Here is an 18101-nt window from a genome sequence, read left to right on the forward strand (position 1 = left end):
TCAAACGGCGCATGGCGTGGTGCGGTGCACCCCGGCAGCATCGCCGTTATGCTGCGCCTTTCCTGCCTTGCCCTGCTTGCTGCGCTGATGGCGGCCCCCGCCGCACAGGCCGGCACGCTGCCCACCGCCAAGCTCGTCCGCTGCGGCGAGGGCGACTGCCTGCTGCTCCGCGGTGGGCGCAGCTCCGCAGGGGCGATCGTCACGGTCAATGGCAGGGCGGTGGCGGTGGAGGGCGGGCGCGGCTGGAAGCTGCGGGTGCCGGTGGCGACGGTGCGCGACTGGGCCTCCCCCTACGCCCGGTCGCTTGCGGTCGCCGTGGTCGATGCGGACGGGCAGGTGGAGCAGCGCGAAACCGTGCGCCTGCCGGTCGGGCTCCTGGGCCACAACACCGAGCTCGCCGCGCTGGTAGTACGCGCACGCTGATTCGTAATAAGGGTGGAGTCGATCTACTGGGTGTGAAGAAACGTTCAACAAGTAATAAAGTCTGCTGCGCTGCAAAACTTGGCGGGAAGTGGTTCCTGACAAGTTGATCGGTGTCGGTGCTGCTTTTATACTTGCTGTTGCGTTCTCCCGCGACTAGAGGCGCCGCAACCGCTCGGTTGAGGCGGCACTTGGTTGCAGGAGATTCCCATGAAGATGCTCGTCGCGGCCGCTGCCGCGCTCTCGATCAGCACCGCCGCCTTCGCCGGCACCACCGATACCGGCTTCGGCAAGCCCTCGGCGACGCTGTCGCTCGCCGGCCTCGACCTGGCGACGGCGGACGGCCAGCAGCGCCTGGCGACCCGCGTCGATCAGGCGGCCCGCGCGGTGTGCGGCGAAAGCCTCGCCACCATCCATCCGGACCTCGAAGCCCGCGCCCGCGCCTGCCGCGCCGACGTGGCCGAGCAGGTTCGCGCGCAGATCGAAGCCCGCGTCGCCCAGATGAACCGCGGCAAGGGCGTGCAGGTCGCGTCGCTGCGCTGATCCTCGCCCTCGGGCGGTACTCGCGGCCGTGCGGACCCCGATCGGGTGTGCGCCGCCGTGTCGTTTTGGCGCGCTACGTCATTCGGACACCTGCGCGGACGAGGGCGGGCGCATAGGCTTTCGGGCAAGCCAGGGTGGTGCCGCAGGGGCGCCACGAACGCAACGCTCGGGACCAAGCGCGCATGACCAAGGGCCTCGTCAACCTGATACCGCCGGCCTGCGTGGCCGCGATCGTCTGCTTCTGGGCGTTCGCGCCCAGGGCGGTGCTCGATTATGGCTGGACGCTGGTGATCACCTCGTCGCTGATCACCCTGTTCGTCCAGGGGCTGGAGTTCCTGTTCGAGCGCCATAGCGGCTGGCGGATGAACTGGCGCGAATTCTGGACCGACCTGTTCTATGTCGTGCTCGGTGCCACCGCGATCTCCTGGGTCTCGGAGGCGCTGGCCGAGGCGCCGCTGCTCGCGCTGAAGCACAAGCTGGGCATCGCGACGCCCTGGGCGATGCACTGGCCGTTCCTGGCGCAGGTGGCGCTGGTCATCTTCCTGATCGAGTTCGGCCAATATTGGATGCACCGGCTGATGCACAATGTGACGCCGTTCTGGCTCACCCATGCGCCGCACCACCACATCACCCAGCTGAATGCCGCCAAGGGCTATGTCGGCAACCCGATCGAGCTGTTCCTGATCAGCCTCAGCGTCGTCGCGCTGTTCGACTTGCCGCTGCCGGCGATCTTCTGCGCGGTGAACGTGCTGGGCGTCGTCTCCACCTTCGCCCACGCCAATGTTCGCTCCGATCCGCCGATCTGGTACAGCTTCGTGTTCACCACGATCCGCCACCACAGCCTGCACCATTCGGTGCCCTATGAGGATACGCGCTGCAATTACGGCAACTCGCTGATCCTGCTCGATCGCATCTTCGGCACCTACAAGGAGGGCGAGGCATCGGTGGTCGGCCAGGACGAGCGCCGCCGCCTGTCGATCCGCGAGCAATGGCTGTTCCCGTTCCAGCCGATCCTCGCCCGGCTGAAGCAGCGCCCGGCCCCCACCGCCGACGTCGCGGCGGGCTGAGCGCGATGGTCTGGATGCCGATGCTGGCCGCATTTCTCGCCGCCGCGCCCATGCCCGCCGACGCGCAGCCGCGCGAGGAGCAGGTGCTCACCGTCCCCGGCTTCGCCGACTTTCTTGCGGTTGACGGCGACAGCGTATGGGCGACCAACAAGGGCAGGGTCGAGCGCTGGTCGCGCGCCGGCAAGCTCGCCGAAGTGGCGATGGGGCATCCCTGCGGCGCGATGGCGATCGCGGAGGGCGCCTTGTGGGTCGCCGATTGCAAGGAGGGCACGCTCAACCGCATCGACCTGAAGACGGCCAGGCTGGTGGCGTCGATCCCCACCGGCATCGCCAATCCGCTCGGCGAGCTCAACGTCGTCGCCGGCGCCGGATCGATCTGGGTGGCGAGCGACAATGCCGGCAGGATCGCCCGCGTCGACCCCGCCGACAACCGCGTCGTCGCCACGGTCGCGGTCGATCCGGGGACGCATTACCTTGCCTTCGGGCTCGGCGCCTTGTGGGCGGTGAGCAGCGGCAAGCAATCGCTCCAGCGGATCGATCCCACCACCAATGCGGTGACGGGCCGCACCACGCTCGGCAAGCAGCCCGGCTTCCTTGCCGCCGGCGAAGGCGCGGTGTGGGTGCAGGAGCAGGGCGACGGCACGCTGGCGCGGATCGATCCGGCCAGCGTGCAGGTCACCGGCCGGGTGAAGGTGGGCACCGACCTGCTCTACGGCGACATCGATACCGGCGGCGGCTTGGTGTGGCTGCGCACCACCGCCGACCAGAATTTCGTGATGGTCGATCCGACGTCGCTCGCCATTACGGGGCGGCTGGGCAAGGCCAGCGGCAGCGGCGCGCTGCGCTATGCCGGCGGCGGCCTATGGACCAGCGCGCACGACGTCCACACCCTGTCCTGGTGGAGCCTCGCGCCCGCATCGCCGGTCAGCGTAACAAATTGACGCTTCCTGTCCTCCCCCGCCAAGGCAGGGCAATCGCATTTGGCCAAAATACGTCGTCATCCCCGCGAAGGCGGGGATTCATTGGCGCTGACGCCGAGATTCTTTCCCCCGGCGCTCAGGGCAATGGATTCCCGCCTTCGCGGGAATGACGATCGCTTTTCGAAACCCGCCGGCCCCTGGCTTCATATGCGATCCCCCTGCCCAGGCGGGGGAGGATTTCTCGTACTGCCGATCGATTTCCGTTCGCGTCCCGGCGCGGGATTGCTGCGATGCGGTACGTCAAACGCCCCATGGCGGGCCGCCCGATTTCCCCAAACTCTACAGGCACAAACACGCCCCGACAGCAGGGCGACCGGGGTTTCAACAACGAAAAGGGGGCAAGGGTGGCACGATCCATTTCACGCGCAGCGCTGCTCGGCGCGACGGTTCTGGCGAGCTTCGCTGCGACCCGTGCGGCGGCGCAGACCGAAGGTGCCGGCGTCGCCGCGGCGCAGACGGCCGACCAGACCGGCGGCAGTGCCAACGAGATCGTCGTTACCGGCAGCCGCCGCAGCGTCACGCTGCAGGACGCGCCGATCAACATCAGCGCGGTCTCGGCCGAGACGCTCACCCGCATGCGCGTCGACGATGTGCGCGGGCTGGCCGCCTTCACCCCCGGCGTGACCATCGTCGATACCGGCCCCGCCAGCACCGGCAACATCATCCTGCGCGGCATCGAGTCGGGCGATACCAGCGTCAACGGCGCCAACGGCAACGATGCCGTGGGCGTCTATCTGGGCGAAGTGCCGCTCTATCTCGACTTCAAGCTGATCGACATCGCCCGCGTCGAAACGCTGCTCGGTCCGCAGGGCACGCTGTATGGCCTCGGCACGCTGGCCGGCGCGGTGCGCTACATTCCCAACCGGCCGACCACCGATCGCGTATCGGTGGATATCCACGGGCGCGGCTATGCCCAGTCGCACAGCGGCGATTTCGGCCGGATCGGCGACGTGACGGTCAACGTGCCGATCATCGCCGACCATGTCGCGCTGCGCTCGGTGGTCGGCTATTACGACAATCCGGGCTTCATCGATTACAATTACCTGCTGCAGAAGCCGGGCATCTCCGATCCCCAGCCGGTGCGCGGCACCAGTGCGGCACAGGGCTCGCTCGGCACGCTCAAGGACTATGCGGCCAACTACAAGCGCGCGGCCGACGTCAATTTCGAGCACACCTTCACCACCCGCAACACGCTGCTGCTCGAATATAACCCGAACGTGAAGGCGTTCCTCACCTACGCGCACCAGGATACCAAGACCAACGGCCGCCAGGCGAACGGCGCGGGCGTGCTCGGCACCGGCGATTATGTGGGGCCGTGGCGCTATCTCGAGCCGTTCCACCGCTCGGCCGACCTGTTCTCCGCCGAGTTCAACATCAACCTGTTCAACGTCGTGCAGCTGGTCAGCACCACCGCCTATACCGAGGAGCGGATCAACAACACCGAAGACAATACCGATCTGCTGCTCGATCTGAACTATGGCTATGAGGCGTTCCCGGCCTTCTCGTCCTACGCCAACAACCACCGCAAGACGAAGCAGCTGAACCAGGAGGTCCGCCTCGTCTCCTCGCATGGCGGGCCGGTCAACTGGGTGATCGGCGGCTTCTACAACCGCACGAAATACGGCGCCGACCGCCAGGAATATACACCGGGCTTCGCCGCCTTTGCCGGCATCAACCGGCCGGACGATCTCGAATATATCTCCTTCGTGAAGACCAGGACGGTCGAGAAGGCGGCCTATGGCGAGGCGACGCTGCACGTCACCTCGGCGTGGCAGGTGACCGGCGGCCTGCGCTATTTCAAATATGACGCGACCGCCACCGGCGGCACCGACACCCCGCTGTTCGGCGGCGGCCTCACCCGTACGCCCTATCCGCTGATCCAGTTCGCGCCCAGCCGGGTGCGCTCGGGCGGCACCGGCGACGACGGGTTCGTGTGGAAGGCCAACACCTCGTACAAGTTCAGCCCGGACCTGCTTGCCTATGCGACCTACAGCACCGGCTATCGCATCGGCGGCGTGAACCGGGTTGCGCCGTGCGTGCTGCCGCTGCCGGCGGGGCAGAATGTCTGCGCGCTGCCCAACGAGCTTTCCTATGGGCCGGACAAGACCCGCAACATGGAAGTCGGCATCCGCGCCTCGCTGTTCGACAAGCGGCTGCAGTTCACCCTCGATGCCTTCCGGGTGAAGTGGAACGACGTGCAGGTGCCCAGCCAGACGGTGAACGGTGCCGTCGGCATCACCACCAATGCCGGTGCGGCGGTGTCGAAGGGCATCGAATTCTCCGGCTCGTTCAAGGTGCTGCCGCACCTCACCGTACAGGGCACCTATTCCTATATCGACGCGCATCTGAGCGAGGATTTCCCGAACCTCGTCGTCAGCCAGGGCGTGCGCTACGATGCCAAGGCCGGCGACCGGCTGCCGGGATCGGCCAAGCATTCGGGGAGCGCGCAGCTGATCTACACCCAGCCGCTGCCGCATGGCGGCGAGATCGAGGCGACCTGGGCGGCGACCTACACCGGCGACATCTATTCGCGCGTCGGCCTGCGCGGCTTCGGCGAGGCGATCCCCGATTACATGACGCATCGCGCCTCGATCACCTATCGCGACAAGACCTATGAGGTGGGGCTGTTCGCCGACAACATCTTCGACAAATACGCCTATACCTCGATCAGCAACGACATCAGCTCGTACAACCAGGCGCGTACCGGTGTGGTCGAGCGTTATTATGCGCGCTCGGTGCTGACCCCGCGGCGCGTCGGCATCGACTTCCGCATCCATTATTGATCCGGGCGCGCACCGCGTCCCTTCCCTTGGCGGGAGGTGCCGCGGCGCCTCCCGCTTCTCTGCAAGGTACCCCTATGCTGAAGCTTTTGGTGACCCCGCCGGCCGGTGCGCCGACCGCTGTCGACGCCCGCACGGGCATGAGCGTGATGGAACTGATCCGCGACGCCGGGTTCGAATCGCTGCCCGCTTTCTGCGGCGGCTGCTGTTCCTGCGCGACCTGCCATGTCTATGTCGATCCGGCCTTTGCCGATCGCCTGCCGCCGATCGGCGAGGACGAGGATGCGCTGCTGGACGGCGCGGACAACCGCCGGCCGGGCTCGCGCCTGTCCTGCCAGATCCCGTTCACCGCGGATCTCGACGGACTGGCCGTCGAGATCGCGCCCGATTTGGGCTAGCCGCGCGTCAGATAGAGGTCGCGCAGCCGGGTGAGGTCGGCCCTGGTCAGGCCGAGCTTGTCCTGCAGATAGCCCTCGGCGCCGCCCGCATGGCCATCGATCACCGCAAAGGCGGCCTCGATATAGCTGCGGTCGGCGGCGAGCAGCGGCTGCACCACCGCCGGCGGCAGCGCCGAAAGCGGGCTGGGGCTGGCGCCGCTGCCGAGCAGCTTGGCCGGGTCCAGATAGGTGTTGGTCAGCAGATAATCGTCGATCACCGTCTGGCGCGGCACGCCGAGCGCAGTGAGCAGCAGCGCGGCGGCGATGCCGGTGCGGTCCTTGCCCGCCGAGCAGTTGAACGCGAGCGGCGCATGGCCTGCGAGCAGCTCGGCGAACATGCGGCGATACTGGCCGTTGAACTGTTCGAGCATGCGCGGATAGGAGGCCGCCATGGCGGCGCGGACCTTCTCGGCGGTCCAGTCCTTGGGCGATCCCGCGGGCAGGAAGCCGAGGTCGAGAGTATAGTCGTCGCTGAGCACGCGGGGCATCTCCGCATCGGGCCAGCGCACCGGTTCGGCGGCGCGTTCGCGGCGGTCGCGCAGGTCGCAGACGACCTGGATGCCGAGCGTGTGGAGCGTCCGGAAATCGGCATCGGTCAGCCCGTGCATCGATCCCGAGCGATAGAGCATCCCCCATTTCACGGTCCGGCCGTCGGCGGTACGATAGCCGCCGAGATCGCGGAAGTTGCGGCCGCCTTCCAGCGGCACGAGCCGCTGGCGGTCGGCGGATGCGGCGACGGCGCGTTGCTGCGCGGTCGCCGCCGGGCCATGCGCCGCGCCCAGGGCGAGCAGCGCGCTGGTGGCGAGCACCGTTAGGGTCGGGCGACGCATGGCGTTTCTCCTCTTGGCCAGGATCAGAAGCGGACGTTGACTTCGCCGCCCCAGGTGCGCGGCTCGTTGAAGAAACCCTGCAGGCCGGAGGTCACGCTCAGCGACTTGTAGAAAAGATGCTGTTCGTTGAACAGGTTGCGTGCCCAGAGCGAGACGCCGACCTTGGCATGGTCGGATACCTCGATGTCGGCGATGCCGATGCGGCCGTTGAAGATCAGGGCCTTGTCGCCCTTGGGCTGGGCGACCGTGACGGTGCCGCTCTTCGCGTCGAACAGCGGGTCGTTATAGTTGACGTAGAAGCCGTTGTCGTAATTGCCGTCGAGATGCGCGACGATCTTGTAGCCGTTCATCGGCTTCTCGTAATCGATCGCGCCGCTGGCCGACTGGGTGGGTGTGTAGACCGGGTAGATCGGGATCGGGAAGGCGATGATCGTGCCGTCGCTCTGGCGGAACGGGTTCCTGGTCGCCGGGATCTTCACGCTGTTATAGGCGTAGCTGGCGTTCAGCGTCAGGCCGGTTACCGGGGTGACGGTGAAGTCGGCCTCCACGCCCTTCACGCGGCCAGTGCCCGGCGCGTTATAGGTCTCGGTGGTGGTGCGCAGCGTGGTGAGCAGGTTCCCCTTGGCGTCGAACTGCTGGTACTGCGCGCTGAAGTCGAGCTGGATGTTCTTGTAGGCGGCGGTGTAGGCGGCGACGTTCAGGCGGGCGCGGTGGTCCCAGAACTCGGTCTTGGCGCCGACTTCGAACATCGACAGCGTTTCCGGGTTGAACGGCGCGTAGAAGAGCGAGCGCGAATTGGCGCCGCCCGACTTGTAGCCGGTGCTCCACTTGCCATAGACATGCACGTCCTTGGTGACGTCGACTGCCAGGTTGACCAGCGGATCGACGCGCGACCAGGAGGAGTTGAGGTCCAGCGGCGCGGTCACCCCGTTCACCACCGGCACGGCGCCGTTGATGGTGAAGAGCTGGCCCTTCTTCTTGTCCTTGGTCCAGCGTGCGCCCAGCGTGAGGTGCAGGATGTCGTTGGCGACCGGTGGGGTATAGGTCGCCTGGCCGAACACGCCGACGCTGGTGGTCTTCACCCGGCTGGCGCGGTCGATGCGCTGCGCGGCATAATCGAGCGACAGGATCGTGTAGGCGCTGCCGGCGGCGTTGGTGAACTGGTTGGTGGCGAACGCCTGGGCGTTGTCGGTCACATTTTCCTGATAATAGAGCGCGCCGGCGACATATTGCACGCGCGGCAGCTCGCCGATCGCCTGGAATTCCTGGCTGAACTGGTCCTGGTCGAACATCGCCAGGCTGTAGCGGCTGAAGTTGAAGCCGGTGAAATTGCCGGTGGCGTTGATCATCGTCGTCGAGGCCGAGCCATTGTCGTACTGGCTCTGGTTGAGCTGGCGGTACGCGGTGATCGACTTGAGTTCGAGATGATCGAGCGCCTGATAGTCGAGCGTCAGGCGGTGGCCATGCGTCTTGCCGACGCTCGGCTGCTCCGGTACGCCGACATTGGCGAGGGTGGCGCGGCTGGTCTGGAGCGTGGCGGCAGCGGCGGTCTTCAGCGAGCCCGGCGCGAGCAGCTGCAGGTACAGCGGAGTCGAGGCGTCGTACGAGATGTCGAACGAATAGTCGGCGCTGAACCCGACGAACGGCTTCCACAGCGCCTCGGCGTGCAGGCCGCGCTTGTCGAAATAGTTGAAGCCATAGGCGCCGGCGAGCGGGTTCTTCACGATTGGCTGGCGATAGGTGATCAGGCCGTCCAGCTTCACCGCGACATTGGCGATCGCCGGCAGGTCGAGATGCACCTCGCCCTTGTAGGCGCCGTAATTGCCCACGCCGGCGGTGGCGTTCAGATGATATTCGCCGCTCGGCTTCTTGGTGACGATGTTGACCGCGCCGCCTTCGGTGTTGCGGCCGAACAACGTGCCCTGCGGGCCCTTGAGCACTTCGATGCTCTGCACGTCGTAGAGCGCCGTGCCGAGGCCCTGGGCACGGCCCAGATAGACGCCGTCGACATAGACGCCCACGCCCTGGTCGCGTGCCGGCTGGTTGCTGTCCGACAGCACGCCCACGCCGCGGATGTTCACGATCAGCGCCGAGTTGCGCGAATAGAAGGGGGCGACCTTCAGCGACGGGATGGCGCCGTCGCCCAGATCGTTGAGCGACTGGACGTGGCGATTGACGATCGCGTCCGAGGTCAGCACCGAAATCGCGATCGGCGTCTTCTGCAGGTTCTCGGGGCGCTTCTGCGCGGTGACGACGATCTCGGCGAGCTGCTGGTTGTCGTCCGCGCTGGCGGTCTTGTCGGTGTCGGATGCGGCAGCGGCATGGGCCGGCAGCGCCAGCGACATCGACAGCGCGGTCGCCGCAAGCAGCAGACGCGGCGACGGACGGTGCGAATCGTTCATGTTGGTTTCCCCCGAGCTAAGGATTTCGGGGCGCGATGGCGGTGCGATGTGAAACTGCGGTGGCAGTTCGGCAACGATTTGGAAACAGTCGGGACGGGGGGCGCGGAGGCGACACCACTACAAATTCATGTACGCGCCATGTTCGCCAAGTCCGGTGTGGCATTGCAACACGTTACGGAACGGCGACCGTCGCTCCACCATGACAGTCCATACCGAGGGCGAGAGGGCCGCGTTGACGCCGCACCTCAATGCCCGCGATGCAGGGCGTGTTCCATATCCTCCAGCTGTACGCCCTTGGTCTCGGGGAAGAAGCGCCACACCACGATCAGCTGCACCAGCGTCGCACCGGCGAAGAACCAGAAGGGCAGGCTGCGATCGAAATTCTCCGCGACGATCGGGAAGCCGAAGCTGAGCAGCGCCGCCCAGATCCAGTGCGTCGCGCTGCCCAGTGCCTGGCCGCGGGCGCGCACCCGGGTGGGGAAGATCTCCGAGAGATACACCCAGATCACCGCGCCCTGCGACACGGCGAAGAAGGCGATGAACAGCACCAGCAGCGGCAGCAGCAGCGCCTGGTGCCCGTGGCTGGAATAGACGCCGGCGACGCCCGCCAGCATCACGGTCGCGCCCACGGCGCCGACCAGCAGCAGCGTGCGGCGGCCGATGCGGTCGATCAGCGTCATCGCCAGGAGCGTCGCCAGCAGGTTGGCGCCGCCGATCGAGACTGCCTGCACGTCCGCCGAGACCGCGCTGAACCCTGCAGCGGCGAAGATGTCGTTGAGATAATAGAGGATCGCGTTGATGCCGGTCAGCTGGTTGAAGCTGGCGACGGCGATGGCGAGCAGGATCGGCTTGCGGTGGCGTTTCCAGGAGAGCCGCTCGCTGTCGTCGCCATGCGGCGCCCGCAGCGTCCAGTCGGTCAGCCCGATCCGGGCGGCGACGTCCAGTGCCTCGCTCTCGCGGCCGCGCGCCGCCAGCCAGCGCGGGCTCTGCGGGATGGTGAACATCGCGGCGAGGAAGATCAGGCCCGGCACGATCATCACGCCCAGCTTCCAGCGCCAGCCATCGTCGCCCAGCGGCAGCGCGGCGACCACGGCGTTGCTGCAATAGGCGGCGAGGATGCCGCTGACGATCGACAGCTGGAACAGCCCGACCAGCGCGCCGCGCCGGGCGCTGGGACTGATCTCGGCGATGAAGACCGGGGCCAGCACCGACGCGCCGCCGATCGCGAGTCCGCCGATGAAGCGGAACAGCACGAAGCTGGTCAGGCCGCCCGAAAAGGCGCAGCCGAGCGCGGAGAGGATGAAGGCAATGCCCACCCAGCGCAGGACGGCGCGGGCGCCATAGCGGTCGCCGGGAATGCCGGCTGCCAGTGCTGCGATCAGCGTCCCGACCAGAGCAGCGGAAACCGCGATTCCGGTGCCGGTGGGGCTCAGCCCAAAGGCATGGGTGATCGGCGTGGTGACGCCTGACACGACGGCGGTATCGAAGCCGAACAACAGGCCCGCCAGCGCGGCGGTAACGGCGATCCTGCTCTGCGTGGCTGCGGCCATGGTGTCGATCCTCTCCTGTTCCTGTTCGTCCCTGCCGGTCGGCAGGCGACGATAGTGGCGTCGCGGCGGCGCGCAACGCGCAGCCTCGCCTTGGTGGCGGGTAGCCGCCGAAACGTACGGGCATCGGGCCCAAGGAGCCAGTTGAATTCGAACATTTGGTGAATAAAATCCCCGGACGTGCCAGGGTGCGGGTTTCAGAAGAAGCAGAGCCGCAATCTTTGCGCGGCACGGAGGAGAGGACGCGATGCGCATGTTCGTTCGAGCGCTGGGCCTGAGCAGTGTCGCGCTGTTGCTGGTCGCCGCCGCCCCAGCACCGCGCGTCCGCGTGACCGGCGGCACGCTGGAAGGCCGGGTCGCCGAGGACGGCGCGCGCGTCTTCCGTGGCATTCCCTATGCCGCGGCGCCGCTCGGGGCGCTGCGTTGGCGCGCGCCGCGCCCGGTGCGCCCTTGGCACGGTATCCGGCCCGCGGCGGATGCGGCGCCGGCGTGCCTGCAGAACGACTATGGCTGGAACGCGGGCGATGCTGCTCACGCCAGCGAGGATTGCCTGACGCTCGACGTGCGCACCTCCAGCCTGCGCGGCAAGCGGCCGGTGATGGTGTGGATCCATGGCGGTTCCAACCGGGCGGGGTCGGCGCGCGGCACGGTCGACTCGCGGATCACGGCGCAGGGCGTGGTGCTGGTCGCCATCCAGTATCGCCTGGGGATCTTCGGCTTCCTCGCGCATCGCGGCGCCGCGGCAGAGGCGGGTGGCCATGCCGGCAATTACGGGATGATGGACCAGATCGCCGCGCTGCGCTGGGTACGGGCCAATATCGCCGCGTTCGGCGGAGATCCGGCCAAGGTCACCATCTTCGGCGAGAGCGCGGGATCGCAGGACGTATCGCTGCTGCTGGCCGCCCCCGCCGCGCGTGGGCTGTTCGGCAAGGCGGTCCTTCAAAGTGGCACGCCCGGCTTCGGCATGCCCTTCCGAACGCTTGGCGATGCACTGGTGCTGGGCGACCAGGCCCAGCGGCTGCTCGGCACGCGCGGCATCGCGGGGCTGCGCCACGCCCCCGCCGCCGCGCTGCTCGTCGCCGATCGCAAGCTGCACGATCCGGCGATCGCCGCGCCGGGATCGGTATGGAACGACGACATGGTCTGGCTGCGGACCCAGATCGACGGCGCGGTGTTGCCGCGCTCGCCCGCAGCGCTACTGCGGCAGGCACCCCCGCGCCCGGTGATTCTCGGCACGAGCGTCGCCGAGTTCGGCCCCGCCGAAGGCTCGATCGACCTCGCCGCGGCGCTCCGCTTCGGCTTCGGGGCGCGTGCCGACGCGGTGGCCGACGCCTATCGCGCGCCGGACTCGCGGCGTGGCGGTCCGCTGCTTGCCTTGTCGACCGACCTGATCTTCACCTGCCCCGTGGACAGGCTGGCGAACCAGCTGGCCGGGCAGGGCTGGCCGGTATGGCGCTATCGCTTCGATCTGGCGCGGGACGGCGGCCGCAGCAGCCATGGCTCCGAACTGCCCTATCTGTTCGACGGCCTCGCGATCGGGAACCAACCCGCCTTGCTGCAGCGGCTATGGGCCCGCTTTGCGACGGCCGGCGTGCCAGGGTCGGACTGGCCGCGTTTCACCCCGGCCGCGCCGCGCGGCGTGGAATTCGATGCCGGGGGTATGCACCCAATCCCCATGCCCACACCCGATCGCTGTCGGTACCGCAACGAAATATAATGTTGCAGTTGCGAATGCTTACGGACGTGCGGGATCAAAAAGAAAAGTTGAAATATTTAAGTTGACCGCGCTCCGGCTTTGATCTTTACATCCCGCTCGACGGCAAAAGCCGCAGATCTGGGAGAGGAAGGGGGCGCGCCCGCAGGTGCGCGCCACGGCATCTCCCACCGACTTGGGAGTTTAGACATGGCCACTTCGTTCCACCGGAGCCGCAGCACGCTGCTGTGCGCCGCTTCGCTGCTTTGCCTCGCCACCGGCGGGGTCGCCTTCGCGCAGGACAGCGCGCCCGCCGCCGACAGCGCTGCCGGACAGGATGGTGCGGTCGACATCGTCGTCACCGGCATCCGCGCCTCGCAGGCCCGCGCGATCGAAGTGAAGCGCGATGCCGCCTCGGTGGTCGACGCGATCTCGGCCGAAGACATCGGCAAGCTGCCGGACGTGACCATCTCGGACTCGCTCCAGCGCATCACCGGCGTGCAGATCCGCCGCGATGCGGGCGAGGGTGCCGCGATCAACATCCGCGGCCTGCCGCAGGTGACCACGCTGCTCAACGGCGAGGCCTATCTCGGCGCCAACTCGATCACCACGATCCAGCCGAACTTCAACGACATCCCGTCGCAGCTCTTCTCGGGCGCGGACGTGATCAAGTCGACCACGGCGGACCTGCTCAACGCCGGCATCACCGGCACGGTCAACCTGCGCACCCGCCGCCCGTTCGACCTGAAGCGCGGCCTGACCCTCGCCGCGACCGCCGAGGGTTCGTACGGCGACAAGACCAAGAGCTGGGACCCCAACGTCAACGGCCTGATCGGCTGGCAGAACGAGCGCGTCGGCTTCATCGTCTCGGCCGCCTATTCGGATCTCAACCTCTCCAACTCGCACAACGGCATCCAGGAAGGCTATGGCGCCGCGCTCCATAACGAGGGGCTTGCCGACGCCACCAGCTGCGGCGGTTTCTCGCCCCAGGCGCCGGGCTGCACCAGCGTCACCCGTCCGCGCGGTACGCCGGTGGCCGGCGGCATCGACGTCAATGGCGACGGCGATGCCAAGGATGCGTTCATCGTGCCGCAGGGCTTCACTGCGTGGAACCGCATCACCCAGCGCCAGCGCCTCGGCGTGAACGGCTCGTTCCAGGCCAAGCTCAACGACGCGCTGACCTTCACCGCCGACGGCTTCTACACCAAGCAGACCCAGTATAATCGCACCGCCGGCATCCAGATGCAGGACGTGAACTGGCAGGCGGCCGAATTCGTACCGACCAAGACGCGCGACACCGGCGCCACCTCGGGCGGCTTCAACGTCAACACGGTCCAGGCCTATCAGTACGATCTCGGCAATTTCGACTCCTATTCGGAGACCTATCGCTGGAAGTCCGAATCGCAGAACTACAATGCCGAACTGCACTTCGATAACGGCGGCAAGTTCCGCGCGACGGTGCGCGGCATCTACGGCAAGGCCAAGCAGGACCAGGACCAGAGCTACCTCCAGTTCAGCCTGAGCAACGGCACCCAGTGGCAGCCGGGCGGCATCGGCCATTATCCTGCATCGCTGGGCGGCGACCGCGCGTTCAACCCCGCTGGCTACACCGTCAACACGCTCGCCGGCCTGAACTCGCTCCGGGCGACGGTCGACTATTCGGGCGACCAGCCGACGTTCAGCCTGCCGACCCAGTTCACCTCGCTGCTCGGCAACGCCGCCAACTATGCGCTCAAGACCATGTCCTCGGAGGACAATTACCGTCGTACTGCCGATTTGAAGGTCGCGCGCTTCGACGCCGAATATGATGTGAGCGACCGGTTCAACATCACCGCCGGCGCCCGCTACAGCGACCGCTCGGTCGACAACTATCAGTTCGAACGCGTTGCCCCGGTCTACGCCGGCCAAGGTGCCAGCAACGCGGCGGGCTGCCTCGTCAAGTGGAAGGCGTTCGACGTCTCCGTCAACGACAAGACCTGCTCGGCGGGCAATGCCGCCGGCTTCTATACCGCCGGTCTCACCCGCAAGGCGACCGACGCGGCGTTCAACGGCCAGGTGAAGCAGTACAACCTGCCCGGCAGCGGCCTGCCCGCCATCTACGTGCTCGATCCGCACGCGATGGACAATGCGCTGGCCTTCCAGAACCAGTTCTATCCGGGCGAGCAGGAGCATATGAACCCGGGTGCGTCCTATGACGTCGGGATCAAGCAGTGGTCCGGCTATTTCCAGCTCAACTTCAAGGAGCTGGAGCTCGGCGGCATCACCGTGCGCGGCAATGGCGGCGTGCGGGTGATCAACACCAAGCTGGACATCCGCCAGAACGTGGTCGGCGGCCCGCTGCCCTATGGGCTGTCGAACCAGGATGGCGGCGATCTGCGCACCCAGCGCAACTTCACCGACATCCTGCCGGCCTTCAACCTGGCGTTCGACTTCACGCCCAAGCTGCGCCTGCGCCTCGCCTATGCGCGGACGATGACGCTGCTCAACCTCGACCAATGGGGTGGCGGCCTGACGCCGAACTACGCGATCCAGACCGATCCGACGACCGGCCAGCCGATCTTCCGCGTCACCGGCGGCAGCCAGGCGGGCAATCCGCAGCTGGATCCGTGGCGCGCGGACAACCTCGATGCCTCGCTCGAATTCTATATCGGCAAGGCCTCGATGGTCAGCCTCGCCGCCTTCTACATCGACGTGCAGAGCTTCATCCAGAACGGCATCATCTACCGCAGCGATCTGCCGGACAATGACGGCGTGGTGCGCAACCGCACCGTGCCGATCAACACGCTGGTCCAGGGCGCCGGCGGTACGCTGAAGGGCGTCGAGGCGTCGTGGAAACAATCGTTCGGCGATATCGGCTTCCTGCCGGGCTTCGTCCGCGACTTCGGCTACGACCTGAACTTCACCTATTCGCCGTCGACCACCGGCGACAAGGATCTGGCGGGCAAGGACATCCCGTTCCAGGATAATTCGAAGTACCAGGCCAACGCTGCGCTCTATTACCAGGCGCACGGGCTGCAGGCGCGCGTCGCGTGGAACTATCGCTCGAAGCGTGCGGTGCAGTCGAACTTCGTCAATGGCCTTACGGGCTCGGAACTGTACCAGGCGCCGACCAACTATGTCGACGCATCGATCAGCTACGACATCACGCCGAACGTGACGATCTATGGCCAGGGGCAAAACCTGACCGGCGAATATGAGAAATACTACATCGTCTATCCGGACGAGCGTGCCTATAACAACATCTACGAGCGCCGCTTCATGTTCGGGGCCCGCGTCAAGTTCTAACCGTTCACCCCCTCCTGCGCCCGGGTTCCCGATGAGCCTGGGCGCACCTTTTTGCGGGGTACTTCTTCCCTCCACCGGTTGGGCGTAGGACCAGCACCATGCGTGCAGCAGGACAACCGATCCGTTCCATCCTGATCGTCGGCGGCGGTACCGCCGGGTGGATGGCCGCCGCCTTACTCGAGCGGCTGCTCGATCGCCAGCCCGTCACCATCACGCTGCTCGAAAGCCCCGATATCCGCACCGTCGGCGTCGGCGAGGCGACGGTGCCGGCGATCCGCGACTATTTCCGGGCGATCGGCGTTACCGAAGCGGACGTGCTGCGGGAGGCCAAGGGCACCGCCAAGCTGGGCATCGAATTCTGCGACTGGGCGCGGCCCGGGCACCGTTTCTTCCACCCCTTCGGCCTGTACGGCATCGCCTCGCGCGGGGTGGGCTTCCATCATTACTGGCTGAAGCGGCGCATGGCCGGCGACACCACGCCGCTCGCCGATTTCTGCCTCGCCACCCAGATGGCGATGCGCGACCTGATGATGCCGCTGGCGGAGAATCCGCCCAACGATCTCGGCGTGTTCGACTGGGCGGTGCAGTTCGATGCGGGGCTGTTCGCGCGCTTCCTGGCGCGCGTCGCCACGGCGCGCGGCGTGCGCCATGTCGAGGGCACCGTCGCCAGCGTCCAGCAGGAGGGCGAGAGCGGCTTCCTCACCGGCGTGACGCTGGCCGACGGCAGCCGCATCGAGGCCGACCTGTTCCTCGACTGCACCGGCTTTCGCAGCCTGCTCCTCGGCCAGACGCTGGGCGTGCCCACTGTCGACTGGACCCATTTGCTGCCCTGCGACCGCGCGGTGGCGATGCCGTGCACGCATGGCGACGCCTTCACCCCCTATACCCGCAGCACCGCGCTCGCCGCCGGATGGCAGTGGCGGATCCCGCTGCAGCACCGCGTCGGCAACGGCTATGTCTATGCCAGCGCCCATATTTCCGACGACGAGGCGCAGGCGGTGCTGCGCGGGCGGCTGGAGGGCGAGGCGCTGGCCGAGCCCAATTTCCTGCGCTTCACCACCGGCCACCGCGCGCGGCTGTGGGAGAAGAACGTCGTCGCGATCGGCCTGTCGGCGGGGTTCCTCGAACCGCTCGAATCGACCAGCCTCACGCTGATCCAGTCCGGCGTCGAACGGCTGGGTACCCTGATGCCGGATCGCGGTTTCGCGCCCGAGCTGGCGGAGGAATTCAACCGGATCACGGCGCTCGAATATGCGCGGATCCGCGATTTCCTGCTGCTTCATTACTGGGCCAATGACCGGGTGGGCGAGCCGATGTGGGATGCGGCCCGCGCGCTGACCTTGCCGGAGGAACTGGCCCACAAGGTCTCGCTGTTCCGCAGCCGCGGCGTGTTCGCGCGCTACGAGTGGGAGTCGTTCCGCGATCCCAGCTGGCTGTCGATGTATGCCGGCTTCGACCTGCTGCCGGCGCGCCACGATCCGCTCGCCGACCATTTCACCGACGCCGAGCTCGAAGGCGCCTTCGCCCGGATGCGTGAGGCGATCGGCCGCGCGATGGCGCTTGCCAGGCCGCACCAGGAGTATCTTCAGGCGATCGGCGGATGGGCAGGCTGAGGTTCGACAAAGCCGCGAGCCGGCGCTAACCGGTTCCGTGTGACTGCCCTGCGCCGCCTTCTGTTCGAGCATCGCCTGCTGTGCGGCTGGGTGATCGCGGCTGCGCTGCTGATGAAGGCGCTGGTGCCGGCGGGGTTCATGCCGGTCGCCTCCGGCAACACGCTCGTGCTCGGCTTCTGCTCGGGCTACGGCCCCCAGACGATGGTCGTGACGATCCCCGGCAAGGCGGATCGCTCCGGCTCCGAAGAGCAGGCCCAGAAGCATGCGATGCCCTGCGTCTTCTCCGGCCTGTCGATGCCCGGCCTGTCCGGCGTCGATCCCGTGCTGCTGGTGCTGGCGGTCGCCTTTGTGGCGGCGCTGGCGATCCGAACCGCGACGGCGATCCCGGTGGTGGCGCGCGTCTATCTGCGACCGCCGTTGCGAGGCCCTCCGCTTCCCGCCTGACTCCGTCGTTCAATGTTCGTGCGCGCGGGCGTCCGTTGCCGCGCGCACCCGGATCAGGAA

General features: G+C 67.1%; 13 protein-coding genes. 10 read left to right on the forward strand and 3 right to left on the reverse strand.

Going from position 1 to position 18101, the window contains the following annotated elements; all coding sequences use genetic code 11:
* The first annotated feature begins 48 nt into the window (after positions 1–48).
* The 6 genes from QZ814_RS09845 (at position 49) to QZ814_RS09870 (ending at position 6188) form a co-directional block, all read left to right on the forward strand.
* The gene (locus QZ814_RS09845) at positions 49–423 is read left to right on the forward strand and encodes a hypothetical protein (protein ID WP_294331481.1); all 375 of its coding nucleotides are present in this window, start codon (positions 49–51) and stop codon (positions 421–423) included.
* A 207-nt stretch (positions 424–630) separates the two neighbouring features.
* Positions 631–963, forward strand: coding sequence for a UrcA family protein (locus QZ814_RS09850; RefSeq protein WP_294331483.1), 333 nt, complete (start codon positions 631–633; stop codon positions 961–963).
* Between the two features lie 182 nt (positions 964–1145).
* A complete protein-coding gene (locus tag QZ814_RS09855) occupies positions 1146–2030 on the forward strand; it encodes a sterol desaturase family protein (RefSeq protein ID WP_294331485.1) in 885 nt (294 codons plus the stop codon).
* Between the two features lie 20 nt (positions 2031–2050).
* Complete coding sequence (locus QZ814_RS09860) at positions 2051–2971, forward strand: YncE family protein (protein WP_294331487.1); 921 nt, start codon at positions 2051–2053, stop codon at positions 2969–2971.
* Between the two features lie 383 nt (positions 2972–3354).
* Positions 3355–5793, forward strand: a complete 2439-nt coding sequence (locus QZ814_RS09865) for a TonB-dependent receptor (protein WP_294331489.1) — start codon at positions 3355–3357, stop codon at positions 5791–5793.
* Between the two features lie 74 nt (positions 5794–5867).
* On the forward strand, positions 5868–6188 hold the full coding sequence (locus tag QZ814_RS09870; RefSeq protein ID WP_294331491.1) for a 2Fe-2S iron-sulfur cluster-binding protein: 321 nt from the start codon (positions 5868–5870) through the stop codon (positions 6186–6188).
* Here QZ814_RS09870 and QZ814_RS09875 read toward each other — a convergent pair.
* The 3 genes from QZ814_RS09875 to QZ814_RS09885 all read right to left on the reverse strand — a co-directional run bounded on the left by QZ814_RS09875 (position 6185) and on the right by QZ814_RS09885 (position 11009).
* Positions 6185–7057, reverse strand: a complete 873-nt coding sequence (locus QZ814_RS09875; RefSeq protein WP_294331492.1) for a tyrosine-protein phosphatase — start codon at positions 7055–7057, stop codon at positions 6185–6187. The genes QZ814_RS09870 and QZ814_RS09875 overlap by 4 nt on opposite strands.
* Positions 7058–7080: 23 nt before the next feature.
* Positions 7081–9459 (reverse strand): TonB-dependent receptor, encoded by a 2379-nt coding sequence (locus QZ814_RS09880; protein WP_294331494.1) that lies wholly within the window; start codon positions 9457–9459, stop codon positions 7081–7083.
* A 245-nt stretch (positions 9460–9704) separates the two neighbouring features.
* Positions 9705–11009 carry a sugar porter family MFS transporter gene (locus QZ814_RS09885; RefSeq protein ID WP_294331495.1) on the reverse strand — a complete coding sequence of 435 codons (1305 nt, stop codon included), beginning with the start codon at positions 11007–11009 and terminating at the stop codon, positions 9705–9707.
* Positions 11010–11253: 244 nt separating this feature from the next.
* On the opposite strand from QZ814_RS09885, the gene QZ814_RS09890 reads away from it, so the two are divergent.
* From QZ814_RS09890 to QZ814_RS09905, 4 genes are all read left to right on the forward strand, one after another.
* On the forward strand, positions 11254–12723 hold the full coding sequence (locus tag QZ814_RS09890) for a carboxylesterase family protein (protein WP_294331496.1): 1470 nt from the start codon (positions 11254–11256) through the stop codon (positions 12721–12723).
* 186 nt (positions 12724–12909) lie between these two features.
* Positions 12910–15984, forward strand: coding sequence for a TonB-dependent receptor (locus QZ814_RS09895; RefSeq protein WP_294331498.1), 3075 nt, complete (start codon positions 12910–12912; stop codon positions 15982–15984).
* A 98-nt stretch (positions 15985–16082) separates the two neighbouring features.
* Positions 16083–17597 (forward strand): tryptophan halogenase family protein, encoded by a 1515-nt coding sequence (locus QZ814_RS09900; RefSeq protein ID WP_294331500.1) that lies wholly within the window; start codon positions 16083–16085, stop codon positions 17595–17597.
* 39 nt (positions 17598–17636) lie between these two features.
* The gene (locus QZ814_RS09905; protein WP_294331502.1) at positions 17637–18041 is read left to right on the forward strand and encodes a DUF2946 family protein; all 405 of its coding nucleotides are present in this window, start codon (positions 17637–17639) and stop codon (positions 18039–18041) included.
* The last annotated feature ends 60 nt before the right edge of the window (positions 18042–18101 follow it).

The organism is uncultured Sphingomonas sp., assembly GCF_913777625.1.
Taxonomy (GTDB): domain Bacteria; phylum Pseudomonadota; class Alphaproteobacteria; order Sphingomonadales; family Sphingomonadaceae; genus Sphingomonas.